The organism is Meridianimarinicoccus aquatilis (genome assembly GCF_004358675.1).
Lineage (GTDB): Bacteria > Pseudomonadota > Alphaproteobacteria > Rhodobacterales > Rhodobacteraceae > Meridianimarinicoccus > Meridianimarinicoccus aquatilis.
Window position 1 is genome coordinate 150811 of record NZ_SMZO01000002.1, and the last position, 25280, is coordinate 176090.

The 25280-nt window shown below is 57.3% G+C and carries 25 protein-coding genes and 1 pseudogene; 20 read left to right on the forward strand and 6 right to left on the reverse strand.

The features are described from left to right. The first annotated feature begins 32 nt into the window (after positions 1–32). From E2L05_RS01640 to E2L05_RS01650, 3 genes are read left to right on the forward strand one after another with little or no spacing between them, the layout of a single operon-like run. Entirely contained in the window at positions 33–872 is an 840-nt protein-coding gene (locus E2L05_RS01640) for a transketolase (protein ID WP_133341146.1), read from the forward strand. After that, on the forward strand, positions 869–1906 hold the full coding sequence (locus E2L05_RS01645; protein ID WP_133341147.1) for a transketolase family protein: 1038 nt from the start codon (positions 869–871) through the stop codon (positions 1904–1906). The genes E2L05_RS01640 and E2L05_RS01645 overlap by 4 nt, the downstream gene beginning before the upstream one ends. After that, the gene (locus E2L05_RS01650) at positions 1906–2661 is read left to right on the forward strand and encodes an SDR family NAD(P)-dependent oxidoreductase (protein WP_133341148.1); all 756 of its coding nucleotides are present in this window, start codon (positions 1906–1908) and stop codon (positions 2659–2661) included. The genes E2L05_RS01645 and E2L05_RS01650 overlap by 1 nt, the downstream gene beginning before the upstream one ends. On the opposite strand, the gene E2L05_RS01655 is transcribed toward E2L05_RS01650, so the two are convergent. Further along, complete coding sequence (locus E2L05_RS01655) at positions 2651–3349, reverse strand: GntR family transcriptional regulator (RefSeq protein WP_133341149.1); 699 nt, start codon at positions 3347–3349, stop codon at positions 2651–2653. The two genes, E2L05_RS01650 and E2L05_RS01655, sit on opposite strands and share 11 nt — an antisense overlap. A gap of 221 nt (positions 3350–3570) precedes the next feature. On the opposite strand from E2L05_RS01655, the gene E2L05_RS01660 reads away from it, so the two are divergent. The 5 genes from E2L05_RS01660 to E2L05_RS01680 all read left to right on the forward strand — a co-directional run bounded on the left by E2L05_RS01660 (position 3571) and on the right by E2L05_RS01680 (position 9075). Continuing rightward, a complete protein-coding gene (locus E2L05_RS01660) occupies positions 3571–4587 on the forward strand; it encodes a TRAP transporter substrate-binding protein (protein WP_133341150.1) in 1017 nt (338 codons plus the stop codon). A 109-nt stretch (positions 4588–4696) separates the two neighbouring features. After that, positions 4697–5509: a TRAP transporter small permease subunit gene (locus E2L05_RS01665; RefSeq protein WP_133341151.1), complete on the forward strand. Its 813-nt coding sequence runs from the start codon at positions 4697–4699 to the stop codon at positions 5507–5509. Then, positions 5509–7104, forward strand: a complete 1596-nt coding sequence (locus E2L05_RS01670) for a TRAP transporter large permease (protein WP_133341152.1) — start codon at positions 5509–5511, stop codon at positions 7102–7104. The genes E2L05_RS01665 and E2L05_RS01670 overlap by 1 nt, the downstream gene beginning before the upstream one ends. Positions 7105–7117: 13 nt before the next feature. Then, positions 7118–8158, forward strand: coding sequence for a Gfo/Idh/MocA family protein (locus E2L05_RS01675; protein ID WP_208016208.1), 1041 nt, complete (start codon positions 7118–7120; stop codon positions 8156–8158). Then, positions 8155–9075 (forward strand): DMT family transporter, encoded by a 921-nt coding sequence (locus E2L05_RS01680; protein WP_133341153.1) that lies wholly within the window; start codon positions 8155–8157, stop codon positions 9073–9075. The genes E2L05_RS01675 and E2L05_RS01680 overlap by 4 nt, the downstream gene beginning before the upstream one ends. A gap of 30 nt (positions 9076–9105) precedes the next feature. On the opposite strand, the gene denD is transcribed toward E2L05_RS01680, so the two are convergent. Then, entirely contained in the window at positions 9106–10071 is a 966-nt protein-coding gene (denD, locus tag E2L05_RS01685) for a D-erythronate dehydrogenase (protein ID WP_133341154.1), read from the reverse strand. 22 nt (positions 10072–10093) lie between these two features. Next, entirely contained in the window at positions 10094–10693 is a 600-nt protein-coding gene (locus tag E2L05_RS01690) for a LysE family translocator (RefSeq protein ID WP_133341155.1), read from the reverse strand. 266 nt (positions 10694–10959) lie between these two features. Here E2L05_RS01690 and E2L05_RS01695 point away from each other — a divergent pair, with 266 nt between their 5' ends. The 6 genes from E2L05_RS01695 to E2L05_RS01720 all read left to right on the forward strand — a co-directional run bounded on the left by E2L05_RS01695 (position 10960) and on the right by E2L05_RS01720 (position 16119). Next, positions 10960–11718, forward strand: a complete 759-nt coding sequence (locus tag E2L05_RS01695) for an SDR family oxidoreductase (protein WP_133341156.1) — start codon at positions 10960–10962, stop codon at positions 11716–11718. An 11-nt stretch (positions 11719–11729) separates the two neighbouring features. After that, positions 11730–12647 (forward strand): NAD(P)-dependent oxidoreductase, encoded by a 918-nt coding sequence (locus E2L05_RS01700; protein ID WP_208016209.1) that lies wholly within the window; start codon positions 11730–11732, stop codon positions 12645–12647. A gap of 115 nt (positions 12648–12762) precedes the next feature. Then, positions 12763–13497 (forward strand): SDR family oxidoreductase, encoded by a 735-nt coding sequence (locus E2L05_RS01705; protein WP_133341157.1) that lies wholly within the window; start codon positions 12763–12765, stop codon positions 13495–13497. A 4-nt stretch (positions 13498–13501) separates the two neighbouring features. Then, positions 13502–14230, forward strand: a complete 729-nt coding sequence (locus E2L05_RS01710; RefSeq protein ID WP_133341158.1) for an SDR family NAD(P)-dependent oxidoreductase — start codon at positions 13502–13504, stop codon at positions 14228–14230. A 49-nt stretch (positions 14231–14279) separates the two neighbouring features. Continuing rightward, a complete protein-coding gene (locus tag E2L05_RS01715; RefSeq protein WP_133341159.1) occupies positions 14280–15023 on the forward strand; it encodes an SDR family oxidoreductase in 744 nt (247 codons plus the stop codon). Positions 15024–15159: 136 nt separating this feature from the next. Continuing rightward, positions 15160–16119: a 2-hydroxyacid dehydrogenase gene (locus E2L05_RS01720; protein ID WP_133341160.1), complete on the forward strand. Its 960-nt coding sequence runs from the start codon at positions 15160–15162 to the stop codon at positions 16117–16119. Between the two features lie 170 nt (positions 16120–16289). Here E2L05_RS01720 and E2L05_RS01725 read toward each other — a convergent pair whose 3' ends face one another. Continuing rightward, entirely contained in the window at positions 16290–16853 is a 564-nt protein-coding gene (locus E2L05_RS01725; protein ID WP_243721829.1) for a tetratricopeptide repeat protein, read from the reverse strand. Positions 16854–17300: 447 nt separating this feature from the next. Between E2L05_RS01725 and E2L05_RS01730 the strand changes: the two genes are divergently transcribed. The 6 genes and pseudogenes from E2L05_RS01730 to E2L05_RS01750 all read left to right on the forward strand — a co-directional run bounded on the left by E2L05_RS01730 (position 17301) and on the right by E2L05_RS01750 (position 23123). After that, positions 17301–18566, forward strand: coding sequence for an NAD(P)/FAD-dependent oxidoreductase (locus E2L05_RS01730; protein ID WP_133341161.1), 1266 nt, complete (start codon positions 17301–17303; stop codon positions 18564–18566). An 11-nt stretch (positions 18567–18577) separates the two neighbouring features. Beyond that, positions 18578–19549: a TRAP transporter substrate-binding protein gene (locus E2L05_RS01735; protein ID WP_133341162.1), complete on the forward strand. Its 972-nt coding sequence runs from the start codon at positions 18578–18580 to the stop codon at positions 19547–19549. 105 nt (positions 19550–19654) lie between these two features. Continuing rightward, a pseudogene (locus E2L05_RS21025) lies at positions 19655–20059 on the forward strand (TRAP transporter small permease); the annotation flags it as partial. Positions 20060–20203: 144 nt separating this feature from the next. Then, positions 20204–21526, forward strand: coding sequence for a TRAP transporter large permease (locus E2L05_RS01740; RefSeq protein ID WP_243721832.1), 1323 nt, complete (start codon positions 20204–20206; stop codon positions 21524–21526). Further along, positions 21496–22431, forward strand: a complete 936-nt coding sequence (locus tag E2L05_RS01745; protein ID WP_133341164.1) for a hypothetical protein — start codon at positions 21496–21498, stop codon at positions 22429–22431. The genes E2L05_RS01740 and E2L05_RS01745 overlap by 31 nt, the downstream gene beginning before the upstream one ends. A gap of 20 nt (positions 22432–22451) precedes the next feature. After that, positions 22452–23123, forward strand: a complete 672-nt coding sequence (locus tag E2L05_RS01750; RefSeq protein WP_133341165.1) for an aspartate/glutamate racemase family protein — start codon at positions 22452–22454, stop codon at positions 23121–23123. 4 nt (positions 23124–23127) lie between these two features. On the opposite strand, the gene rsgA is transcribed toward E2L05_RS01750, so the two are convergent. Both rsgA and dusA read right to left on the reverse strand, forming a co-directional pair. Next, positions 23128–24213 (reverse strand): ribosome small subunit-dependent GTPase A, encoded by a 1086-nt coding sequence (rsgA, locus tag E2L05_RS01755; protein ID WP_133341166.1) that lies wholly within the window; start codon positions 24211–24213, stop codon positions 23128–23130. Between the two features lie 114 nt (positions 24214–24327). Beyond that, the coding region (gene dusA, locus E2L05_RS01760; protein ID WP_133341167.1) for a tRNA dihydrouridine(20/20a) synthase DusA at positions 24328–25280 on the reverse strand (953 nt) is incomplete at its 5' end.

A 25280-nucleotide genomic window follows, 5' to 3' on the forward strand; every position in this document is an offset into this window, starting at 1 on the left:
GGCCGTCACATAGCTTCGGGGAGGAAGCGACAATGGGAGCAAGCGGATCCAATGTAAGCCTTGCGCGACGGGCCTGGGCGATCAGGCGCAATGCGCTGCTGATGGGGGAAGTGCAGGGGCAGGGGTATATCGGTCAAGCGCTTGGCGTGGCTGATGTGCTGGCTGTGTCCTATTTCCACGCGCTGCGCTATCGCCCGGACGATCCTGAATGGGAAGGCCGCGACCGGTTCTATTTGTCCATCGGGCATTATGCCATCGCGCTCTATTCTGCGCTGATCGAAGCGGGCATCTTGCCTGAAGACGAAATAGGCACCTATGGAATGGATGACAGTCGCATGCCCATGTCCGGCATGGCGGCTTACACGCCTGGCATGGAAATCACGGGTGGCTCGCTTGGGCATGGTCTGGGGATCGCCGTGGGGGCGGCGCTTGGGCTTAAGCGCAAGGAAAACCCCGCCTTCGTCTATAACATGCTGTCAGATGGTGAACTTGGCGAAGGGTCCACTTGGGAAGCGGTCATGTCGGCGGTTCAATGGAAACTCGACAACCTGATCGCCATTGTGGATTTCAACAACCAGCAGGCTGACGGGCCGACGACGCAAGCCTTGGCGCAAGTGCCCGAGGCGGCAAAGTGGTCGGCATTCGGCTGGTTTGCGCAAAGCGTCGATGGCAATGATCTGGATGCTGTGGTCGCGGCGTTTGACGCCGCCCGCGCTCATGACGGCCCGCAACCGCGCGTGATCATCTGCAACACCAAGATGTGCAAAGGCATCCCGTTTTTGGAAGACCGGGAAATTACGCATTTTATCCGGGTGGAACCGGACGAATGGGCAAAGGCCCTGTCAATTCTCGATGAGGAAAAGCCGCAATGACACAGCCTGAATTGTCCCGCCGCCGGTCGAAATACACGCCGCGAGTTGCGCCGGAGGGGGCCAAGCTTGCAACGTCAGCAATGATAGCCTCGCTGGATAGCGAAGGCCGAGAGACCAGAGCGGCCCCATTTGGCCATGCCTTGGTCGATCTTGCAAAGGACCGCCCTGATATCGTCGGGCTGACTGCGGATCTGTCGAAATATACCGACCTTCATGTCTTTGCGAAGGCGTATCCCGACCGGTTCTATCAGATGGGCATGGCCGAAGCCGTGATGATCAGCGCGGCAGCAGGGTTGGCGCGCGAAGGGTTCACGCCTTTTGCCACGACCTATGCTGTTTTTGCGTCGCGGCGGGCCTATGATTTTATCATCATGGCAATTGCAGAGGAAAATTTGCCGGTCAAGATCGTCTGCGCGTTGCCGGGGCTGACCACGGGCTATGGTCCAAGCCATCAGGCGACCGAAGATCTGGCGATCATGCGCGGCATGCCAAACCTGACCATTATTGACCCGTGTTGTGCCACTGAAATCGATCAGGCAACGCGCGCAATCGCGGATCATCCCGGCCCGGTTTATATGCGGCTCCTGCGCGGGCAGGTGCCTGATGTTCTGGGCGAGTACGGCTACAAGTTCCAACTGGGCAAGGCGCAGATGGTGCGGGACGGAAAAGATGTGCTCTTCGTCTCGTCGGGCTTCATGACAATGCGGGTTTTGGATGCGGCGAAGGCGCTGCAAGCCGATGGGGTGGATTGCGGCGTTTTGCATGTGCCGACGATCAAACCGTTGGATACCGCCACCATCGTGGCCGAAGCTGCAAAGGGCGGGCGATTGGTGGTCACGGCAGAAAACCACTCGGTCACAGGGGGGCTTGGCGAAGCTGTTGCCGCGGCTCTTATGCGCGCCGGTGCTTACGTGCCGTTTCGACAGATAGGTTTGCCAGATGCGTTTCTCGACGCAGGCGCCTTGCCAACTCTACATGACCAATATGGCATATCGGTCGCGGCTGTCACCGCGTCGGTAAAGGGATGGCTGTGATGAAACTGCTTCAAGGCAAAGTCGCGATCATTACAGGCGCTGCCAGCGCGCGTGGATTGGGCAAGGCCGCAGCGACGCTGTTTGCCGAACATGGCGCGCGCGTGGCGATCCTTGATCTTGATGCACAAGCGGCCGCTGCGGCTGCGGCAGATCTGACGGGGTACGGACATGTCGGTTTGGCTTGCGATGTCACTGACAAGAATGCGTGTCTTGAAATGGCGGAACAGTTGATCGGAATGTTTGGGCAGATAGATGTTCTGGTGAACAATGCGGGGATCACCCAGCCCCTGAAACTGATGGATATCGCGCCCGAGAATTATGAGGCCGTTCTGGATGTGAACCTGCGGGGAACGCTGTACATGTCACAAGCGATGACCCCCCATTTTAGGGCTCTTGGAAAGGCAAGTATCGTGAACATGTCCTCTGTGTCTGCGCAGCGGGGAGGCGGCATTTTTGGCGGCCCGCATTATTCAGCCGCCAAGGCCGGAATACTGGGGCTGACCAAAGCGATGGCGCGCGAAATGGCGCCCGAAGGCGTGCGGGTAAATGCAATTTGTCCGGGGTTCATCGACACAGATATCACCGCAGGTAAACTTACCAAGGACATGCGCGCGCAGGTACTGGCGGGCATACCGATGGGCCGGGCCGGCACTGCGCGGGATGTTGCGGGATGCTGCTTGTTTTTGGCGTCAGATCTGTCCGGCTATGTCACCGGGTCAGAGATTGACGTCAACGGCGGGTCACTCATTCACTAAGCGATGTTTCTGTTGTGCCATCCGTTGTCAGCGGGGTGCCTTTCCGTTCTTGCGTGAGAAGGTCCACAATGTCGTCGGTCAACTGACACAAATGCCGGTCAATCGCAGCGAGTGTCTGGTCCACATCGCGGGCTCGCAGTCCTGTCAGAATGTCTGTATGATGTTCGACAACCCGTTCTCGGTTCCGGCGTTGCATTGCTGACAAGTACCGCGCGCGCCACAGTCGCGACAGGAAAGTCGAGTGGATTTCGGCAAGTGGAACGTTATGCGCCGCCTCGGCGATAGCGCTGTGGAAACTCATGTCCACTTCGAACATCTCAAGCGGATCAGCAGAATGAAAGCGGTCGGCCATGTCATCGACGATGCGCTGAATCTCATCAAGCTCGTCTTCGGTCGCCCGTTTGCAGGCAAGTTCGGCCGACAGCTTTTCGATTGAAATCAAAACCTCGGTGTCGTCGGAAATTTGCTTCAAGGTTGGCACCGACACAATCGGGCTGCGTGCAGGGCGAAGTTCCACCAGTCCTTCGGTGGCAAGCATCCGAATGGCTTCGCGCAGAGGTGTTCTGCTGACACCCAATTGGGCTGCATTGTCCCGTTCCTTGATTGATGCACCCGGCAGCAGCTTTCCAAGCAGGATATCGCGGCGCAGATGGTCTGCAATTTTAGCGGCTAGGTTTTCTTCGTTCATGGGGCAGGTGCCGGGCCTTGTCGCAGGTCCGGTAACAAGGCGTATGCTCAGGCCGTCTGCGAAAAATTCTTGTTAATTTTGGTATACCGATAAGCGTTGATTGTCGAGATAGCACAGGCTAACGTTCGTTTGGATGGTATACCATCTGAGTTCGCGCCAGTGGAGGGGTGCGGGTACTAAGGAACGGCGATAGCAAAATCGCCAAGGGAGGAAATAAAAATATGAACATGAAAACACTACTGTCATCTGTTGCGGCGCTCACTGTTGCGGCGGCTCCGGGGTTTGCACAAGATGTGACACTTCGGATGCAGACACACTACGCGACCGAACATCCAACCGGACAGCTTTTGGCCCAGTTCATCGACGACGTGCAGACAATGTCTGATGGCGGCATTGCCATCGAAATGTTCTATTCGTCTTCAGTCGTTGCGACCGTCGAAACATTCGACGCGGCGATCAATGGTATTCTGGACTGCGACGCTACCGGCGGTGCCTATCAGACCGGCAAAAACCCGGCGTTCCAGTTCGTCGGCGATATCATGGGCGGCTATGACACGCCCTGGCAGCAGTATAGCTGGCTGTACTACGGTGGTGGCTATGATGCCGCGCAAGAACTTTACAACTCGCAGGGAATGCAACTGATCGGCTGGTCCATCTATGGCCAGGAATCGCTGTCATCGTCCACCCCGATCGCTGGGTTCGAAGACGTAAAAGGCTGGAAGTTCCGGTCCCCGCCAGGCATGGAAACCGAGATTTTCGAAGAATTGGGCGCATCCCCAATCGTGATGGATTTCACCGAGATCTTTACCGCACTTGAAACCGGGATCATCGATGGCGCCGATGCATCAGGTCTGGCGAATAACGTCGGTCTTGGCATCTATGACATCGTGAAACACGCGACATATCCGGGCTTTCACTCCATGCCGTCTGACCACTTGGCTTGTAACCAGTCGGTCTGGGAAGGCCTGACAGAAACTCAGCGCCGGATCATCGACACCGCGTGGCAAAAACTGTCCTTCCAGGTGGCCTTGGCCAATGAAAAGGCCAATGCAGAAGCGGCCGCAAGCCTGACCGCCCAAGGCGTGACGCTGTATGACTGGTCGGCAGAAGATCGGGCTGAGTTCCGCCGTGCAGCGCAGGTTGCATGGGCTGATTGGGGAACGCGCAGCCCAGAAGCCGGTGCCTTGCTGGAAAGCCACAAAACGTATCTGACGCAGCTTGGCCTGATCAGCGAATAATCTGCCAAGTGCCTTGAATAACTGAAGGAACGTGGTGGGCCCAAACAGGGCCCGCCAAGTCCGGCGCGGGTTTGCGATGCCCGTCGGCAACCATGCGGGGAGGCAATGGATGCAACAAAAATCACTCTTTTTGGGGCGTTTCCGACAACCGGTCAAAATGGCCATGATCGCCTTTTGTGGCATCACACTTCTGCTTTACGTCTTTCTCATCCTGCAAAATGTCTTCGTTGAAGATGCTTACGGCATGTACGAGATGATCCGCCCGGCTGGGCGCCCGTTGGTTCAGGTCACGTTGATCTGCTTTGGCGGTGCTTTGCTGTTTGCGTCACTATTCCTCTCGGACACGAAGGGCGGCATCGAAACAGAACCAGACGGTTTTTTTGACATCGTTTCCGTTGTGCTTGGTCGGCTAGCGATGCTGATGACGGCATTTATCGTGCTGGTGATGTTCTACGAAGTCGTGTCGCGCTATGTTTTCTCTCGTCCAACGCTTTGGGCCAATGAGCTTTCGCTTTGGATCGCGGCGTTCGTTTTCCTGCTGGCAGGGCTTTATGCCATGCAACAGCGAAGCCATATCCGAATTTATATCATCTACGACATGATGCCCCGCTGGGCGCAAAGGGCGGCTGACTCGATCTCTGTTCTGTTGATCGTCGCGTTCACCTTTGCGCTTATCTGGGGGGGCTACACCGATGCCGAGAACCGTTTTCTTCGGATGGAAACGTTTGGCACTGCGTGGGATCCGCCCATACCCGGCATCGTGAAACCCGCCCTTCTTATCATCATCTTGCTGGTGTGCATCCAGGCTGTGTCCAACTTGTTCGCGGATTGGAACAAGGCCCCTGAAACTCACACACCCGCCGACGAAATCGATGACGCTGAAATTGAAAACATCCGCCGGACCCTTGAGGACAAGAACTGATGGTTGATATCGGGACCCTGTCGCTGATCCTGCTCCTTGGGATGTTTGCGCTTTTGGCTATTGGTATGCCGCTTGGATTTGCGTCTGCATTTCTTGCCGTTGTGACACTGGCACTTAAATTTCCGCCTGACCTTCTTTGGGGGGATTTCGGCCGTGGGCCGCTGTCCGTTCTGGGGCAGGCGGTGTATCGTCAGATGACGAACTATGTTCTGATTTCAGTGCCATTGTTTATCTTCATGGCCGCGCTTTTGGAACGTTCGGGTATCGCTCGAGATATGTATTCGTCTCTGAATGTCTGGATGAGCCGGACGCGCGGGGGCATTGCGATCGTTACCTCAATCATGGCGGTCATTATGGCGGCCATGTCGGGCATTATCGGCGGTGAAGTCGTTCTGCTAGGCTTGATTGCATTGCCGCAAATGTTGCGGCTTGGGTATGACCGCAACCTTGCCATCGGCACCATCTGCGCGTCAGGCTCGCTTGGTACGATGATCCCGCCTTCCATCGTTTTGATCTTTTATGGGCTGGTGACGGAAACCTCGATCAAGGCGCTTTTCACGGCGTCCTTTCTACCGGGGTTCATGCTGGCCTCGTTCTTCATCTTGTACATCATCATCCGCACACGGATGAACCATTCACTTGCACCGCTTCCAGAACCCGTGCCGGGCGAGCCGGAAGGCGGCGAGAAGGGGCTGATGTTCCTTGGCTTTCTGTCGCGCTTTGCGATGTGGGCGACGGGCGTGCTGTTCTTGCGCGCGGTGCTGTTCACGATCACGGGCGACAATGCGGTACGAGAGGGCGTTGATCCCATCCCACTGGGCATGGTGTCTGACATTCCTTGGATCGTTGGAGCGTTCGCGATTTTCGCAGTGATAGTTTTCTTTGTCGTTGGCCGGGAGCGCACGGCTCAGGGCTGGGAAATGGGCAAGGGTCTGATCGCGCCCATCGTCGTTATCGGTGTGGTTCTAGGGTCGATCTATGGCGGTATCACTGGCATCACAGAGGCTGCGGGCATGGGAGTCGTCGCTGTCTTTGTCATCGGGTTGATCCGCCGTGAAATGACCTTTGATATTGTATGGGACAGCCTGATCCGAACATTGAAGTCTACTGGCACGATCATCTGGGTCACCATCGGCGCGGCTGCGCTTGCCGCGGCCTACACCCTGGCGGGCGGTCCGACATTTGTCGCCAACCTGATTGTTGGGGCCGATATGCCAACCATGAGCATCATCCTGGTGATGATGTTGGTCTTTTTGATCATGGGAATGTTCATGGATTGGGTCGGGATCGTCTTGTTGATCATGCCTGTTTTCCTGCCCATCGTGGTACGCCTTCCAGCGGAAGAGATCGGGTTTTTGTCGAGCATCGACGCCCGTTACATTCCGGTCTGGTTCGGTGTGGTGTTCTGTATGAACATGCAGGTCAGCTTCCTGTCGCCTCCGTTTGGTCCAGCGGCCTTCTATCTGAAATCCGTCGCACCACCCGAGATTTCCCTGACGGATATCTTCCGGGGGTTTCTGCCATTCATCGCGCTACAACTTTGCGCTTTGGCGGTGCTGCTGATCTGGCCGCCGATTATTACAGTCTTCCTGTGACGTGCGCGCGGGCATGATGCGAAGGCTGCCACTCTGCGTTGTGGGCGGCGGTTCCATCGGACAACGGCACATAAATTGTGCCCAAGCGTCCAGCACGGTTGATCTGACGGCCGTGGTGGACTCGAATAGTGATCGCAGGGCTGAACTTGCGGCGCGCGGGCTTAAAGTTGTCGCATCGTTGGACGATGTGCCGTCATCCACCCGAGCGGCAATCGTCGCAACGCCGACACAAAACCACGCTGCGACAGCAACCGCGTGTCTGGACCGCGGTTTGGCGACATTGGTTGAGAAACCAGTGACAGAGACGGTGCAAGAGGCAAAGGCCCTGTGCCGCAGGGCCGATGACCTTGGGGTTCCGCTTTTCACTGGGTACCATCGGCGCTGCCATCCTTTTGTTGCGGAAGCCCGCGCCCGTCTTATAGTGCTGGGGGAGTTGGTGGCCGTGCAGGGTATTTGGTGCCTGCGCAAACACGATAGCTATTTCGATGAACCATGGCGCAAAGTGACCGGGGCAGGGCCGATACTGACCAATCTCAGCCACGAGATTGACCTGATGCAGTATTTTGCCGGGCCAATCACCGAAGTGACAGCGATTTGTAGCCATGCGGCACGTGGTTTAGCGGTGGAAGACACTGCCGCATTGAGTTTTCGCTTTGCGAACGGGGCTTTGGGAAATTTCATGTTGTCTGATTCAGGCGCATCGCCGTGGGCATTTGAAGCGGCAACTGGTGAAAATCCTGCTATCGCCGTACGCGGGGGGGACCCTATGCGGTTTGTTGGAACTGAGGGCGCGATGGGGTTTCCGTCACTGACGATCTGGGGCGGTGCGGACGAAACGCAGACGGACTGGCGTTTCCCTTTGGTCCAAATGGCAGCGCCAAATTTACCGCGAGTCGATGGGATCGCCGCACAGCTTGAGCGTTTCGTCGCCGCAGCTGGCGGGGCAGCGGATGACGTTCTTGCAACGGGGCAGGATGGACTTGAAACGATGAAAGTGCTGGATGCTGTGCAACGTGCGGCGGTGAGTGGACGCACAGAACAGGTCACTTTATGACAAGCACTGTCGCCCCCCGCGTCGAAAATACGGCATTTGCGCTGATGGCGATGGCCGCAGCGGTCTTTTTCTTCACCCTTATTGATACATCGGCAAAGTGGCTGGTGCTGGCCGGTCTTCCCGCAATTCAGGTCGTGTTCGTGCGATACGCGGTTCATTTCTTGATGTCGGTCGTGATCTTTCTACCTCGGGACGGGGTTCAGGCGCTTCATTCAAATTCACCCAAGTTGCAGGCGCTGCGATCTTTGTTCTTGTTTTCCAGCACAGCCCTCAATTTTACGGCGCTGAAGTTTTTGCCCATCACTGTCACCACGACGATCATGTTCACGGGACCGATCATCGTGACCCTGCTGGCGATTCCGGTGTTGAAAGAGAAGGTGGGTATTCACCGGATCGCGGCTGTGTGTATTGGCTTTTCGGGCGTTATTGTGGTCATGCAGCCTTGGGGTACTGGCTTCCACCCGGCGATGTTCTTGAACCTTGGGGCGATCAGTTGTGCGGCAATGTACTTTGTCATGACAAGGCTTTTGGCCGGTGTTGAAAGCAACGCAACCAGCCAGCTTTGGGCGTCGGGTCTTGCAACAATCTGCCTTGTGCCGTTCGCGTTGAGCAATTGGATCTGGCCGCAGGCTCCGGCGGATTGGATGTTCTTTCTATTGGTCGGCATATTCGGCGGCACGGGGCACATACTTGCCACGACAGCGCACCGGATGGCCGATGCGTCGATCCTCGCGCCGGTTGTGTATATCCAGATATTCTTTGCAACTGCGGTCGGGGTCTTGATCTTCGATACATGGCCAACAATTTGGACGTTGGTTGGCGGGCTGATCATCATCGCCGCAGGAATTTACATTTGGCACCGCGAGCGGGTTAACAATCAGGATGCCGCGATGATCGCCAAAATCACACCGAAATAGGGCGGGCTGCGCTGCCCGCCCAATCGCTGATCAGACCGCTGGCTTGTCATCTTCCAGATAATAGCGAACGTTATCTTCGAAACTTTCGTCCGACTTCAGTCCAAGGGCCTCGGCCCGCTCGGCATGAATGTCCCATTTCCAACCTGACACAATGCGTTTGATGTCTGGCTGGGCTTCCCACTTGATCAATTTGGCCGGACCGTCACCCACAACGGCCGTCATGGCGTCAATCAATTGGCTGATGGACCAGGTGCGCCCCGGCATCTGCATGACGCGGTTGCCGCCCAAGTCGGCGGCATCGAGGTTGGCGGCTTTCACGAGGTTCTCAACGCAGCGTCGCGGACTTAGATAGTAATGAAGGAAATCGGGCTCGACGGGGCAAACCGCCGTCTGCCCATTCAAAGGCTCGCGCAGGATGGACGACATGAAACCAGAAGCGGCCCTGTTTGGCTTTCCCGGACGGATCGAAATGGTTGGAAGCCGAAAGGCCCGGCCATCCACAAACCCTTTGCGCGAATAATCGTTGATAAGGATTTCACCAACCGCTTTCTGGCCGCCATACGACGTCTGCGGATTGGGGTAGGAATGATCCCCTAGTGGGTCCGGAATATCGCCGCCATAAATCGCAATAGACGAGGTGAAAACCAATACCGGAGTTGTGCCAAGTGCGCGGCAACGTTCCAGAACGTGATAGGTGCCGAACATGTTGATCGCCATTCCGGCGTCGAAGTCCTCCTCGGCATGTGCAGACACAATCGCGGCCAAAAGATAGATCACATCGGTATCTTCGGTGATAACCTGCGCAACAGATTGTGCATCTGCGATGTCACAGCGTGCTGCGCTCACCGGGAAACTGGCGTCAACAAGTGGCGGATCATTTATGTCAGCTAGTGTAAGTCTTGTGATGGGCCGACCGCGCAAACGGCCTTCTGCGGCCAGCGACTGAGCCAGTTTTTGGCCAACGACGCCGCCGCCGCCAATGATCAAGATGTTCATGCTTGGTCCTTTTCTGGGTCGATCATGAGTGTGTCGTTCCCGCGTAGACAGCCAGCCCAACCGCTGCGAGCAGACTGGCGGCCATGGCGAAGTTTATCTTGCGCTGCGTGGGCGCGGAAAGGTTGAGCCGGTTCAGGCTGACCCCAAGCCAAAGCCAAGCCAGATGGATCGGTATCCATATCGCATTTAAAATCAGCGCTTTGGTGATAAGTTCTAGTGTGAGGTTCTCTGGCGCGAAGGGAAAGCCGGTGAAGAGGCTTGTGTTGACCACATAGGCTTTGGGGTTGATCACCTGAAGCAATATGCCAGCACCAATCCCTGGCACTGAACGCGTTGCGGCAAACCCAATTTTCGATCCCGCAAACGCAATGCGCGCCGCCAGATATATCAAATAGATCAGGGAGGCGCCCATCAGGATCCACCGCACCGCCGGCACTGCCAAAAGAACGGCGGACAGCCCTGTCACGACGCAGAGCGCGACAATGTTTGTGCCGATGAACAGCCCGCCGACATAGCGCAATCCAGTTCGAAACCCAAAGCCTGCGCCGACCCCCGCAGCCGATAAAACACCGGGGCCGGGCGTGATGATCAAGAACAGAACGGCCAGCGCAAACGTAATCACTGGTCCTGCCCTGTTTTCGGGTTCACCGGCCCGGCCTGGTTTGCAAGGTCAGTTTGAGTTTTGGATCGGCAACAGGTCTTTCCATCGCAGCCACGGGCAGTATCGGGATCGAGCCGCCGCGCGCGGCAAGGGTCCATGCGCAAGGCAGCGGCGATTAAGGCGAGAGGCATGGCAGTCCTTGCATCGGTGTGGGTTTGGTATACCATTTTATCAAGGCGGCGGGACGGAGGATTGTCAATGCCCGTGCCAAGACGGGAGACAGCAGTATGAACCTTTTCGATCTGACAGGGCGCACAGCCTTGGTCACAGGCTCTTCCATGGGGATCGGCCGAGCCCTTGCGCACGGGTTAGCGGATGCCGGGGCACGTATCGTGATGAACGCGCGTGATGCCGATCGGCTTGAGGAAGCCGCCGCAGACCTCCGCAATCGGGGCGCCACCGTGGATACACTGGCCTTTGATGTTACCGATGCCGAAGCGGTTCAGGCTGCAGTTAACGCATACGAAGACACGCGGCCGATCGACATTCTTATCAACAATGCCGGCATGCAGCATCGCGGGCCGCTAGAAGATTTCGATGTCAGCGCCTTTGACCGTTTGATGCGCACGAATGTGAACTCAGCGTTTTATGTCGGGCAATCGGTTGCAAAGCACATGATCCCACGCGGGGAAGGTCGGATAATCAACATTGCATCCGTGCAAAGTGCGCTCGCGCGTCCCGGCATTGCGCCTTACACGGCATCCAAGGGGGCAATCACCAACCTGACCAAGGGCATGGCGACCGACTGGGCGCGCCACGGGTTGAATTGCAATGCCATCGCACCGGGATATTTCGACACCCCGTTGAACGCTGCATTGGTAGCTGATCCGGCGTTTTCCGATTGGCTTGAAAAACGCACCCCTGCGGGCCGGTGGGGCAAAGTAGAAGAACTGGTCGGCGCGGCAATCTTCTTGTCTGCGCCCGCGTCCACCTTCGTCAACGGTCAAACAATTTTTGTAGATGGCGGAATAACGGCAAGTCTTTGAGGGATAAGATGATGACAAAAGCAACAGTTGGGTTTTTGGGGCTGGGCTACATGGGCCACGGCATGGCGAAGAACCTTTTGCAAAAAGGGCACCCGCTTGTCGTAAAGGGCAATCGGAACCGAACGCCGGTCGATGGTCTTGTCGGACTGGGCGCGACCGAGGCGGCGAACCCGCGCGAGATGGCCGAGCAATGCGACATCATACATCTGTGCCTGTCTAATTCACCTCAGGTCGAAAGTGTTTTTCGGGGCGCGGATGGAATTTTGGCCGGGGCGCGTGATGGGCTGATCGTGGTCGACACAACGACGGCGGATCCAACATCGACCATGGTTTTGGCGAAGGAACTGGCGGCGAAGAATGGTCACTTTGTCGATGCCCCGCTGGGTCGGACCCCGAAAGAAGCAGAAGCCGGGACACTTGATGCGATGGTGGGATGCGATCCCGCGATCTTTGACGAGATCAAGCCGGTGTTGGAATGCTGGGCCGGCAACATCACGTATGTGGGGCCCACGGGAAGTGGCCACAAAATGAAATTGCTGATGAATTTCATTTCTATGGGCTATGCCTCGCTATATGCCGAAGCGACGGTTCTTGGCGCGGCGGTTGGTGTTCCGCCGGCCAAAGTGCGGCAAGTGATCGGGTCCAGTCGGCTGTCGAACGGGTTTTTTGATACGTTCATGACCTATACGGTTGACCGGGAAGAGGTGCACAAATTCACCATCTCGAACGCGGCAAAAGACCTGAGATATCTCAACGCGATGGCTGATGACGCAGGGTTGATGACGGTCATGGCCGGGGCATGCAAACAGTACTTCGCGCATGTGGAAGCGTCCGGAAATGGCGGCGATTTCGTTCCCAAACTAGGAGATCATGTCGCCCGTTTGAATGGGCTTGATATGGAACTCGAAGCCGCGAAGGGGCGCGACTAAGGGCGCTCGGCAGCCGTGCGGTAAGCGCAGCGCAACGGCGTTCTTGTGAATAACGGCTTGCATTTGGTATACCAAGTTGCGAGCCTGCGGAAAAACGCTCTTGGGAGGGGCTCAGATGCCTTCGATAATTATTACTGGCGCAGGCAGCGGCATTGGCCGCGCCACAGCACACGCATTTCTGGACGCAGGCTGGCGCGTCGGCCTGGTGGGGCGCCGCCGCGAGGCGCTTGAAGAAACGGCTGATGGGCGAGATGCGACGCTCATTCTTCCGTGCGATGTCACCGACGAGGCAGATGTGGACGCTGCTTTTGACAAGGCGTTGCACGAGTGGGGACATGTAGATGCTTTGTTCAACAATGCGGGTGTCAGCCTAAAGGGCGCACCGATTGATGAACTGGCGGTGGACGATATTCGCCATGTGGTCGATGTGAACGTGATGGGCGCGGTCATTGCCGCGCGGGCTGCGTTTCGGGTCATGCGCCATCAAGACCCGCAGGGTGGCCGTATCATTAACAATGGGTCGATTTCGGCATATGTGCCGCGCTGGGGATCAACCGCCTATACTGTTTCAAAGCATGCGATCACTGGTTTGACGCGCACCATTTCGCTGGACGGACGGGCCTTCGGCATTGCTTGCGGACAAATCGATATTGGGAACGCCCTCACCGATATGGCGCGTGCAATGACCCAAGGTGTTCCGCAGGCAGATGGGGCGATGGCGGTAGAGCCGGTTATGGATGTGAGCCATGTGGCGTCTTCCGTCCTGAACATGGCAAGTTTGCCGTTGGACGCAAATGTTCAGTTCATGACTGTGATGGCGACGAACATGCCGTTCATCGGGCGGGGCTGATCAGATGGATTTCCAAGGTCAAACCGCTGTCGTCACAGGCGGCGCGCAAGGTATCGGGTTTGCAGTTGCCGAACTGTTGGCCGCAAAAGGCGTCACCGTGGCAAGTTGGGACGTGGACCGACACAACGCAACAGCGATGGAAACGCTCGGCGGCCTCGCCGTGACGTGCGATATAACTGATCTGGCGTCGGTACAGGCGGCCTATGACGCGACCTGCGACAAGGTCGGCACACCCACGATCCTTGTGAACAGCGCAGGGATCGCAGGGCCAAATGCGCCGGTTGCAGATTATGACGTCGCGGCGTGGCTCAAAGTGATCGAAGTGAACCTGACCGGCACATTCTATGTCAACAAGGTCTGTGTGCCGGGTATGCGCAGCAAGAAATATGGGCGCATTCTGAATGTGGCGTCTGTCGCCGGCAAGGAAGGTAACCCGAACGCATGCGCCTATTCGGCGTCCAAGGCAGGTGTAATCGGGTTGACCAAATCATTGGGCAAAGAACTTGCGGACATGGATATCGCAGTCAATTGCGTGACGCCTGCCGCAGCAAAAACCCGGATCTTCGACCAGATGAGCCAAGAGCACATCGATTATATGTTGTCCAAGATCCCGCGTGGGCGTTTTTTGGACGTGGCAGAGGCGGCGCGCATGATTGTCTGGGCCGTGTCTTCGGAAAATTCATTTACCACCGGGGCCGTGTTCGATTTGTCTGGCGGTCGTGCGACCTACTAATCGCTGGTTGAGTTTAGGCAATTATGCATAAGGGCGGGAGAATACGATAATGGGGCGACTGGACGGAAAACGCGCTTTGGTAACCGCAGCGGGGCAGGGGATTGGCCGCGCATCGGCATTGGCCATGGCCCGCGAAGGGGCGCAGGTCTTCGCCACAGATTTGAACCCGGAATTGCTGGAAGGCCTGAGCGACGAGGGCATCACAACGTTTGCGCTGGATGTTTGCGATGACAAGAGTGTGCAGGCGGGCGTCGCAACGGCGCAGCCGGACGTGTTGTTCAATTGTGCCGGGTTCGTGCATCACGGTACGGTAGTGGATGCGACACAAGATGAATGGGACTTTGCCTTTAATCTGAACGTGCGATCCATGGTGCGCACCATACAGGCGAGTTTGCCGGGAATGCTTGAACGCGGTAGCGGCTCCATCGTCAATATGTCTTCGGCTTGTTCGTCGATCATAGGTGCGCCAAATCGGTTCATCTATGGCACCACGAAAGCGGCAGTGATCGGTCTGACCAAATCGGTGGCAGTGGATTATATTACCAAGGGAATTCGCTGTAATTGTATCTGTCCGGGAACCGTCGAAAGCCCAAGCTGGCATGACCGGGTGAAAGCCTTGGCTGAGGAAGTTGGGTCCTATGGCGAAGCCTTGAAACTGTTCGTATCACGGCAGCCAATGGGCCGGGTCGCCACCGCAGAAGAAATTGCCGCGCTGGTTGTTTATCTGTCCAGCGACGAGTCGGCATTCACCACAGGACAACCGCACGTCATCGATGGGGGATGGTCCGGGTGAGGCCAGACAGGGCCGTGCGTTGCCGCCCGATAGAAAGATCAACGGCCCGCTACTCCGCGTAGTGCGGCCGGAACATGATGCCGGTGCTCTTTGAAGAAGTGCGGCACAAATGGCAGAAAGTCGTAAGGAACATAAGATGACAGACAAGCCGAACCTGCTGGTGGTCAGCCGTGTGATGACAGCGCCGATGCAAGCCGCCCTTGAAGCTGATTTCACAATTCAACCGCTGTTCGAACAAGAGGATCCACAAGCGTGGCTGGCAGAAATTGGTGCGGATATTGCCTATGTTCTGACGGATGGACATTGGGGCGTTCGACCAGAGGTGATGCAGCACCTGCCGAATGTGAAGATGATTTCGTGCTATGGCGTCGGCTATGACAACATTGATGCGGTGACCTGGAACTCTCGCGGGGCCGTCGTCACCCACACCCCCAATGTTCTGAACGCGGAAGTGGCCAATACAGCCATACTGCTGTGGCTCGCGACCAGTCGCCGTTTGGTTCGGGACGATCGCCACGTACGGGATGGAAAATGGCCGGATGGGGGGGCTCCGTTGACCCGCTCTGTGGATGATCGCAAGGTCGGGATTCTCGGGCTTGGGCGGATCGGGTTGGAACTTGCCCGGCGCATCGCGGTGTTTTCACCTGAAATCAGCTATCACACACGCACTGAAAAACCGGACGTACCCTATCGCTATTACGCGAATTTGACAGAGATGGCGCGGGATGTGGACGTGATGTTCTGCATAACACCGGGTGGCAAGGCTACCCATCACTTGGTGAACCGTGATGTGTTGGATGCACTAGGGCCCGAAGGCACGCTGATCAATGTTGGCCGCGGACCCGTCGTAGACGAGCAAGAGATGGTCAAGGCGCTGCAGGACGGCCGACTTGGCAGCGCAGGACTTGATGTGTTCGAATTTGAACCGCAGGTTCCGGCGGCTCTGTTTGCCATGGATCAGGTCACGTTGCTGCCCCATGTGGGCAGTGCGACCGTCGAGACGCGGCGCGCGATGGGCGATCTGGCGGTCAACAATCTCAAGCAGTTTCTTGCAAATGGCACGACCATCAGCCCGGTGCCGGAGTGTCAGCCATAGTAGGGTGAAGGCTGGCATGACCGGGCGAACTTTTCCGGTGATGCCGCCCAAAGGCTAGGCCCTTGTGCCGCGCAATCTGACCGAACCACGTGTCGGGCGTCTGTAGACGTGGGGATCAGGTGCCGAGCCTTGAACAAGGCAGTGGCCGGTCGTTCGGCAAACTGGACGCCTTAAAATAGGGGGCCATACTTCCAATTATCCGCGTCTGGGGTCACTTCATCCAGATCATAATCTGCGCCTTGCAGGCGTTTGGCGATTGCAAGACCTTCGCTTGCAGCGTCGTCAACGTAGCGTCGCCCAAGCGCTTCGTCTTGAGCAGTGCCATGCCCGCGCATCAGATTCAGGCCGTGATTGAACTTTCCGACCGGATCCCCGGCCTCGGCGGCACGGCGATCCCATTCTGCCGACGCATCGGGGTTGTAGTCGCCGCCCATAGCATTGTTTTCAAGCTGGCTCATCCACGTCATCGCTTTTGTGTAGCCCGCCTCGGCACAGCGTGTGGTCAATGTTCGGGACAACTCATGGTCAGTGTTCTTGGTTGCGTTGATCCCCAAAGAGCATGTGACAGAGTCAATGACCCCCATCTCGATCTTGCGTTGCAACATGGCAATACCCGTATCCTCTGGATTGAGGATGCCAAATTCGTCTTCGATTTTCTCTGCCGGGTCTGCGTGACATACGCCCGCTATTACCAGCATGCCGCATACGCAAAGTGGTCTTGCTAACGTCATCATGCCTGATCCTTGGTGTCGCATTTCGTTATTGAAGTGGGTCAACGTCCCAGATGCCGAAGTCGGCTTATGCGCGACTATAACAGGCTTTCTTTAAGTTTGCACTTTTCAGCATCAGCGCATGATTTTAGCGGTCTTCGCAACCGTGGCGGACATGATGGAGCGTGCTTAGGCGAGGTGTTTCCATGGGTTTTGACGAACATCTCCCAACGCGCATAGTCGCTGTGCGGCCTGGCCGCCGCTGTTCAGACTGCCGCGTGTGCGGCCTGAAAATGGCGGTGTCTTTCTCCGTCGGTGAGACGAGGAACCACCCTGATCAAGCGGCACCTTAACACATCACCCGATCCGAGCCGGTTGGTTGCAGAGTAAGACTTGTAAAGCAGGCCATTGACCGCGCCGCATGTCTGCGTTTCATAAGTGTTGGGTATTAACGATCGGCTAAGGGTGACTATGGATAAAGAGCGGATCGTTGTCGTTGGGGCAGGCATCGTGGGGGTGTCAGCGGCTCTTTGGCTACAGCGCGATGGGTTTGACGTGACTTTGCTTGACCGCGAAGGGCCCGCCGCAGGTACATCTTACGGCAATGGTGGGGTTTTGGCATCTGGGTCTATTGTACCTGTGACAGTTCCCGGACTTTGGAAAAAGGCCCCCGGAATGCTGCTAAGCCCGGATCAACCGTTGTTTCTGGGGTGGCGTTATCTCCCCCGGTTGGTGCCATTTCTGCGCAAGTACATGGCACAGGCAAAGAACGCCGAACAGATCGCACGCGGGCTGCACGACCTTCTGCATGACTCAGTGGATCAGCATTATGCCCTTGCAGGCAGTTCGCACGCCGCTGCTTTTTTGCGCCGTGACGATTGGATTTACGGCTACAAGGATCGGGCTGCATTTTTGGCCGATAGTTACGGCTGGAAACTCCGCAAACAAAACGGTGTTCCTTTCGTTGAAATGACCTCGGAAGAGCTCGCTGCCCATGATCCTGCGATCGCCGGACGCTTTGGCTTCGGGGTGCGATTGGAGCGACACGGCAGCGTCACGGATCCGGGGGCCTATGTCACCGCCTTGGCAGACACGTTTCGCAAGAATGGCGGGACGTTCCAGAAGGCAACGATCACGGGACTGACGATCAAGGACGGCCTTTGTACCAGTCTGGAAACCAGTGATGGACCCGTGATCGCGGATCAATATGTTCTGACCCTTGGGGCTTGGTCCGGCCCGTTCGCCGCCCAACTGGGTATCACCGTGCCTCTGGAATCCGAACGTGGCTATCACATCGAATTCGTGAATCCCTCTATCACGCTAAAAAGCACAGTGATGGTGGCAACAGGGAAGTTTGTCATGAACTCGCTTGACGGGCGGTTGCGCTGCGCCGGAATTGTGGAGTTTGCAGGGCTGGATGCGCCTGCCTCAACTGCGCCTTTCGCGCTTCTCAAACGTCAAGTGAAAGACTTGTTCCCGGACCTCACCTATGATGGGATCACCGAATGGATGGGGCATAGACCAAGCACTTCAGACTCGTTGCCCGTTATCGGACATGCCCCAAATGCGCATAACGTTTTGCTTGGGTATGGGCATCAACATGTCGGTCTCACTGGCGGGCCGAAAACAGGGCGCTGGCTTGCGCAACTTGCAAGCGGGCACGCCCCTAATACCGACCTTGGTGCCTATGCGCCAAGCCGAACTGAACCGGGCCAACCCGGTCGGAACACCAACTAGGAGCAAATAAAATGATCAAGACCAAAACACTGTTGACGATGAGCGTTGCGGCGCTTTGCTTTGGCGGCGCGGCACATGCCGAGAACTGGGATATGCCGATGGCGTACCCGGCCAATAACTACCACACGGAAAACGCGCAGATTTTCGTCGATGACGTGCGCGAATGTACCGGCGGCGAATTGGATATCACAATCCATGCCGGTGGATCGCTGTTCAAAGGAAACGAGATCAAGCGCGCGGTACAGGTCGGCGAAGCGCAGATCGGCGAGCGTCTGCTGTCCGCCCATGCCAACGAGAATGCGGTGTTCGGGTACGATTCAGTTCCGTTCCTGGCCACATCTTTTGCGGCCTCTGACAAACTGCGCGACGCGGCGAAGCCCACGTTGAATGCGCTGCTGAACGATCAGAACATGACCTTGCTCTATTCCGTTCCGTGGCCGCCGCAGGGCCTGTATTTCGCCAAAGAGGTGAACACGCTTGCGGATGCCGAAGGCCTGAAATTCCGCGCCTATAACGCTGCAACGGCCCGCGTGGCAGAGCTTGGCGGCATGGTTCCGACCCAGATCGAAGCGGCGGAACTGAAGCAGGCATTGGCGACCGGTGTTGTGCAGGCCTTCATTTCGTCCGGTTCGACCGGGGTGGATGAAAAGGTCTGGGAAGATCTGACAAATTTCTATGACGCCAAAGCCTGGCTGCCGCGCAATTCGATTTTTGTAAATTCAGATGCGTTTGATGGTCTGCCCGACGCCTCTAAAGAATGTCTGATGAGCAAAGCCGCCGAAGCTGAAGCGCGCGGATCGGCCAAGGCAGAAGAATTGGCTGGCGGTTTTCTTGCGACGTTGGCCGAAAATGGCCTGACAGTTTCTGAACCAAGCGAAGGCCTGTCCGCAGATCTTGCCGTAATCGGCGCGACCATGACTGACGAGTGGCTGGCACAAGCCGGTGATGCAGGCGCGGCCATCGTCGACGCATACAAGAACTAAGCGATCTGCCCCTATCTGAACAGGGTGGGGGCACTCAATTCAGTTTCCATGGTGAGGGATATGCCTGTGCGCAGTGTATTGGACGGCCTTTACAAGATGTCTGGGATGGCCGCCGCCGTTGCACTTGTTGCTATTCTGGGGCTTGTCATCACGCAGATGGTTGCCCGCTGGAGCGGTCAGATTTTCCCCGGTGGCGCGCAATATGCCGGCTATGCCATGGCGGCCACGTCGTTTTTGGCCATGGCGTATACCTTCAATCACAATGCGCATATCCGGGTGGGCCTTTTCGTTACCAAATCGGGTCGCTATCGCCGCGCGATGGAACTCTGGTGCTATACACTGGCGAGCATGTCCGCGGTGTTTCTTGCTTGGTACGCGGTGAAGGCGACAATGCTTTCTGCGCGGATCAACGACATCTCGCAGGGGCAGGACGCAACGCCGTTATGGATGCCGCAGGTTTTCATGGCCGTGGGGGCCGTCATCTTCGCAATCGCGGTCGTCGATAACCTTGTGCGGATTGTGTTGACTGACTTTCAAGGCGTGGGCGCAGCGGAAAGTTCTATGGACTGGTCGCAGGTTCTGTTCCATTCCAAAGCGAGCCGGGCGATCTTGGTTGGTGCAATCTTGCTGGTTGTGTACGCCGCGATGCAGGCCATGACCGGTTTTGATCGGGATGCGGTCGCGCTGAAAATCGGGATATTCCTGTTCGTCATGTTCTTCTTGCTTGGATCGGGCATTTGGGTCGGCCTCGCGCTATTGGGCGTGGCGTATATCGGGATGATCGGATTCACCTCGCGCAATCCGGGCAATGCGATGATTATTACCGTCTGGACAAGTTCCAGCAGTTGGACGTTGACCGCGCTGCCGCTCTTTATCTGGATGGGCGAAATCCTGTACCGCACACGACTGTCCGAAGACATGTTCAAGGGGCTGGCCCCATGGCTGTCGCGCATCCCCGGCGGGTTGCTTCATACGAACGTGGTGGGGTGCACCGTGTTCGCTGCCGTGTCTGGGTCTTCCGCGGCGACGCTGACAACGGTCGGTAAAATGTCGATCCCAGAACTGCAAAAGCGTGGCTATCCAGAGTACATGACAATTGGAACGCTGGCCGGGGCGGCAACGCTGGGTCTGATGATCCCGCCTTCACTGACGCTGATCGTGTATGGCGTGACGGTGAAGGAGAGCATTACCAAGCTCTTTATGGCTGGGGTAATCCCTGGCCTCGTTCTTGCAGGCATGTTCATGCTCTACATCGTTGCATGGTATTTTCTGCGACCCGGTCAGCGGCCAAAGCCGGAACCTCACGTCGGCTTCATTGCAGCGTTGAAAAACTCCACGCTGCTGATCCCTGTGATCGCACTGGTCGTTGTGGTCATCGGGTCGATGTACGGCGGCTATGCCACCCCTACCGAAGCGGCGGCTTTCGGGGTTGTCGGCGCGTTGGTGCTTGCAGCGCTGCAAGGTTCGCTCAGCCTGCACACGTTTACCCAAAGTCTGCTGGGTGCCACCCGCACAAGTGCGATGATCGCTTTGATATTGATGGGCGCGGCATTCTTGTCGCTGTCCATGGGCTTTACCGGGTTACCGCGCGCGCTGGCTGAGTGGATCGCGGAATTTAACCTGTCACCCATTGCGTTGATCGCGGCGCTCACGGTGTTCTACATCATTATTGGGATGTTCCTTGACGGTATTTCCGCCGTGGTACTGACAATGGCGATCATAGAACCAATGATCCGCGCGGCGGGGATCGACCTGATCTGGTTTGGGATCTTCATCGTGGTCGTGGTTGAAATGGCGCAAATCACACCGCCCATCGGGTTCAACCTTTTTGTTCTGCAATCCATGACCAAACATGACATCACCTATATCGCGAAAACGGCCCTTCCGATGTTTGGGATCATGGTGCTGATGGTCGTCGTGCTGGTTGCCTTCCCGGAGTTGGCCACATGGCTTCCGGACCGATTGTTGGCGCAATGATCCTGCTGCGATGGGTGGGCGTGCATGCCGGGTCCGTCTTGCTTTGCGGGTTGGTGGGCGTGGGGTTCTTTCCCGACCTGTCCGCCTTTTTGCGACCGTTCCTGCCGATGCTTGTATCTTTGGTTTTGGGTTTGGCCATCGCGCGGATGGATGTGGGCAGCATCCTTCGCGACTTTGCAAACCCGAGGAAGCTGGCGTTGATGCTTGCCGCCTTGGTGGCTTTCGTTCCGCTCACGTGCCTTGCCCTTGTTGGGGTTGGCACGCTTCTGGGGGCAAGCCCTGAAACAATTCTTGCGCTCGCAGTGTTTGGCGCGTCACCGCCGCTGAGCTCTGCGGCCAGTCTTGCGCTGATGCTTGGCTATGACGCGCGGATGACGCTTCAGTTTGGCAGCCTGGCCACGCTGGCGCTGCCGCTGCTGGGGCCGCTCACCATGTCTTTGGTGGGAATCGATGTGGACGTGGCTGTTCTGCACATGGCGTTTCGTATTGCGGCCATGGTAGCGGGCGGCTTTGCGATTGGTCTTGGTCTTCAAGCCATTTTGGGGCGGTCGCGTATCGCCGCGCACCGCGATGCTTTTAACGGCGCAGCGACCATTGGCATGCTGCTGTTTCTATTTCCTCTGTTCGATGGCGTGTTGGGATTTGCACGGGCGGAGCCATTGCAGGCGGCTGGTCTTCTTGCGCTCGCCGTCATGCTCAATTTCGGGGGGCATATCGCGGTGTCCATAGGCGCGCGCCGGGTTGCAGATCTGCCGCGCGCGCAGGCCGCCGGGCTTATGTTCGGCAATCGAAATGTGTCGTTTTATCTTGCCGTGCTTCCCCTGAACCCTGCATTGGGGTTGTTCGTCGCAGCGTCGCAAATCCCGATCTATGCAACGCCCGCTGTCTTCGGAAGACGCAAGTGACAGGCTTCATCGGAGTTCTCATGCTCGACACCGCATTTGAACGCGTCGTAGGCGACGCGGGACATGCTGACAGCTATGAGGTTCCGGCGAAAATCAAAATCGTGCCCAACGCAGGAAGCCCCGATATCGTGCGAAACGGCAGGCCAGATCCTGCGCTGGTGACGGCCTTTTGCGACGCGGGCCGCGAGCTTGAGGCTGAAGGTGCTATCGCGCTGACATCCACCTGCGGTTTCTTGCTGACGGTACAAGACGACATCGCCCGGGCTGTGCGGGTTCCGGTTATCGTGTCGGCCTTGTCGCTCTTCGCGCTGGTTCATGCGATGCACGGCGGCCGACCTGTGGGGATCTTGACCGCGTCGACGAAAGCGCTTGGTCAAACCGTTCTGGACGCTGCCGGGGTGGTGCCGGGCCAAGCGGTGATTGCCGGGATGGAGGATGTGCCAGCTTTTGCGTCAGCTATTCTCGTTCCCAAATCGCAGCAGCCAAAGACAATCGACTGCACCGCAATTGAAGCCGCCGTCGTTCGCAAAGCCGTTCATCTGTGCCGCACTACACCTGCAATGCGTGCCATCTTGCTGGAATGTGGAAATCTGCCCCCTTACGCCGATGCGATCAGGGCGGCGACCGGATTGCCCGTGTACTCGATCCTGGATGGAGCGCGGTTCGCAGTGTCAGGGGCGATGGTGATCTGACGGCTCAGGACCGGTTGCGGGGTTTTGAGCTGATTGCCTTGCGGACGACCTTCCCAAATGCCCGGTCTTTTTCGCGCCGTTTCGCAAGGGTTGCAGAGTTAAAGGCATCCTCGGCCTGTAGTTTGCGCCATCGCTCAAGCCTTTTCGGGTCCAGGTCCCCGCCTTTGATTGCGGTTTGAACAGCGCAGCCGGGTTCGCTGTCATGCGCACAATCGCTGAACCGACACTGCGCTGCCAACTCTTCGATATCATCAAACACATCGGCAATGCCGGCCGCCGCATCCGCCAGTTGAATTTCGCGCATTCCGGGCGTGTCGAGAACGATGCATCCACCCCGCGCAAAGTGCAATTCGCGGTGCGTCGTGGTGTGCCGCCCGCGCGCATCGTCTTCGCGTATCTCTTGCGTGGCTATTCCGTCGTTTCCTGTCAGTGCATTGGTCAGGGTGGATTTCCCAACCCCGGACGAGCCAAGGAACGCGACGGTTTTGCCGGGGATGCACCAATCGGCCAAGGCTTTGATCGGCGCATCCCCCTTGGCGTTAAGCGCAATCACGGGCACACGGGCCGAAACACTTTGTGCCGCGGTGATATATGGGGCCGGATCGTCGGTGATGTCTGTTTTGGTCAACACGATCACAGGATCAATCTCTGCATCAAACGCAAGCGCGACATACCGCTCAAGACGGGCCAGGTTGAAATCCTGATTACATGAAGCAACGACAAAGGCTGTGTCGATATTCGCCGCAATCTGTTGAACCTGAACATCGGTTCCCGGTGCACGCCGTTTGACCAGACTTCTGCGGGCCAGAACCCGGCTGGCACCGGGCCGAACCTTGTCCCAGAGTAACCAATCGCCCACCGTGGCATCGGCACGTGGCGGCAGAACTTCGTCGATGCCATCGCCAGACACGTGCAAGCCGCTTCTGTGCACAGATACGATCCGAACCGGAGGGGTTTGAGCCATCTCGGTCACATCGATCTGTTGCGCAAAAAACGGGGCCCACCCCAGTCTTTCGAGAGGGGTCATATCGCGTTTCGCGGGCGCAGGGGCCGCGCTGGCAGAGAGGAATTTTGAGTAATCACGAACCATTGGAGAAGGTTAACAGAAGAAGAAAAGGTATTCGCGTAGTTTTTGTAAACGCGCGCCTTCCATGGTGTCGCAAGGCAATGGGCCCGGTGGGTGGGCCATTGAACGGAGTCGGCGTTACTCTGCCGCACGGGCTTGTGCGCTGTGCAACACGTCAAGTGCCTGTTCAATCACGGCGCTGGTGGCACCCTCGCGCACGGCTTCCTGTGACAGGTGACGACGCCAACCACGCGCCCCCGGTTTACCGGCAAAAAGACCCAGCATATGCCGCGTCACGGAATGCACCCGCCCGCCTTCGGCCACGTGAGCGTCCACATAGGGGATCATCGCCCGCGCCACATCAACTGGTTCTGCCACGTGGCCCCCGCCGAAAATGTCGGTGTCGGCGTGTTGCAGAATGTCTGCCGGATTGTGATATGCCGCGCGCCCGATCATGACACCGTCAAGCCCGGCCTCCAGAAAGGATTGCGCGTGGGCCAGCGTGCTTATGCCGCCGTTGATCGACATATGCATGTCTGGAAACGCGGATTTCATCGCCAAGACCAAGTCATAATCCAATGGGGGAATGTCGCGGTTTTCTTTGGGGCTCAGCCCTTGCAGCCAAGCCATGCGCGCATGGATAGTCACGCGCCGAACGCCTGCCGTTTGAACTGCGGTCAGGAACCGGGGAAGCACTTCTGCCGGGACTTGGTCATCAACGCCAATGCGACACTTCACTGTGATCTCGGCTTGGTCGGCAGCGCCCAGCATGGCGGAAACGCACTCGGCCACCAGCGACGGCTGCTTCATCAGCACCGCACCGAAGGACCCCGACTGTACGCGATCCGACGGGCAGCCAACATTCAGGTTTATCTCGCCATAGCCCGCCGCAGCGCCCATTGCGGTCGCCTTCGCCAATTGATCCGGGTCTGATCCCCCAAGCTGCAAAGCCAATGGCTGCTCGGACGGGTCGAAGCGCAGCAGTTGAACCGCGCCGCCCTGTACCAGCGCCGGCGCAGTAACCATTTCGGTGTAAAGAAGCGTCTGGCGCGACAGCAGGCGATGGAAGTACCGACAATGGCGGTCTGTCC

Coding starts and splice junctions, on each gene's coding strand:
- E2L05_RS01640 (WP_133341146.1), top strand. CDS start 33: ATGGGAGCAAGCGGATCCAATGTAAGCCTTGCGCGACGGGCCTGGGCG.
- E2L05_RS01645 (WP_133341147.1), top strand. CDS start 869: ATGACACAGCCTGAATTGTCCCGCCGCCGGTCGAAATACACGCCGCGA.
- E2L05_RS01650 (WP_133341148.1), top strand. CDS start 1,906: ATGAAACTGCTTCAAGGCAAAGTCGCGATCATTACAGGCGCTGCCAGC.
- E2L05_RS01655 (WP_133341149.1), bottom strand. CDS start 3,349: ATGAACGAAGAAAACCTAGCCGCTAAAATTGCAGACCATCTGCGCCGC.
- E2L05_RS01660 (WP_133341150.1), top strand. CDS start 3,571: ATGAACATGAAAACACTACTGTCATCTGTTGCGGCGCTCACTGTTGCG.
- E2L05_RS01665 (WP_133341151.1), top strand. CDS start 4,697: ATGCAACAAAAATCACTCTTTTTGGGGCGTTTCCGACAACCGGTCAAA.
- E2L05_RS01670 (WP_133341152.1), top strand. CDS start 5,509: ATGGTTGATATCGGGACCCTGTCGCTGATCCTGCTCCTTGGGATGTTT.
- E2L05_RS01675 (WP_208016208.1), top strand. CDS start 7,118: ATGATGCGAAGGCTGCCACTCTGCGTTGTGGGCGGCGGTTCCATCGGA.
- E2L05_RS01680 (WP_133341153.1), top strand. CDS start 8,155: ATGACAAGCACTGTCGCCCCCCGCGTCGAAAATACGGCATTTGCGCTG.
- denD (WP_133341154.1), bottom strand. CDS start 10,071: ATGAACATCTTGATCATTGGCGGCGGCGGCGTCGTTGGCCAAAAACTG.
- E2L05_RS01695 (WP_133341156.1), top strand. CDS start 10,960: ATGAACCTTTTCGATCTGACAGGGCGCACAGCCTTGGTCACAGGCTCT.
- E2L05_RS01700 (WP_208016209.1), top strand. CDS start 11,730: ATGACAAAAGCAACAGTTGGGTTTTTGGGGCTGGGCTACATGGGCCAC.
- E2L05_RS01705 (WP_133341157.1), top strand. CDS start 12,763: ATGCCTTCGATAATTATTACTGGCGCAGGCAGCGGCATTGGCCGCGCC.
- E2L05_RS01710 (WP_133341158.1), top strand. CDS start 13,502: ATGGATTTCCAAGGTCAAACCGCTGTCGTCACAGGCGGCGCGCAAGGT.
- E2L05_RS01715 (WP_133341159.1), top strand. CDS start 14,280: ATGGGGCGACTGGACGGAAAACGCGCTTTGGTAACCGCAGCGGGGCAG.
- E2L05_RS01720 (WP_133341160.1), top strand. CDS start 15,160: ATGACAGACAAGCCGAACCTGCTGGTGGTCAGCCGTGTGATGACAGCG.
- E2L05_RS01725 (WP_243721829.1), bottom strand. CDS start 16,853: ATGATGACGTTAGCAAGACCACTTTGCGTATGCGGCATGCTGGTAATA.
- E2L05_RS01730 (WP_133341161.1), top strand. CDS start 17,301: ATGGATAAAGAGCGGATCGTTGTCGTTGGGGCAGGCATCGTGGGGGTG.
- E2L05_RS01735 (WP_133341162.1), top strand. CDS start 18,578: ATGATCAAGACCAAAACACTGTTGACGATGAGCGTTGCGGCGCTTTGC.
- E2L05_RS01740 (WP_243721832.1), top strand. CDS start 20,204: ATGACCGGTTTTGATCGGGATGCGGTCGCGCTGAAAATCGGGATATTC.
- E2L05_RS01745 (WP_133341164.1), top strand. CDS start 21,496: ATGGCTTCCGGACCGATTGTTGGCGCAATGATCCTGCTGCGATGGGTG.
- E2L05_RS01750 (WP_133341165.1), top strand. CDS start 22,452: ATGCTCGACACCGCATTTGAACGCGTCGTAGGCGACGCGGGACATGCT.
- rsgA (WP_133341166.1), bottom strand. CDS start 24,213: ATGGTTCGTGATTACTCAAAATTCCTCTCTGCCAGCGCGGCCCCTGCG.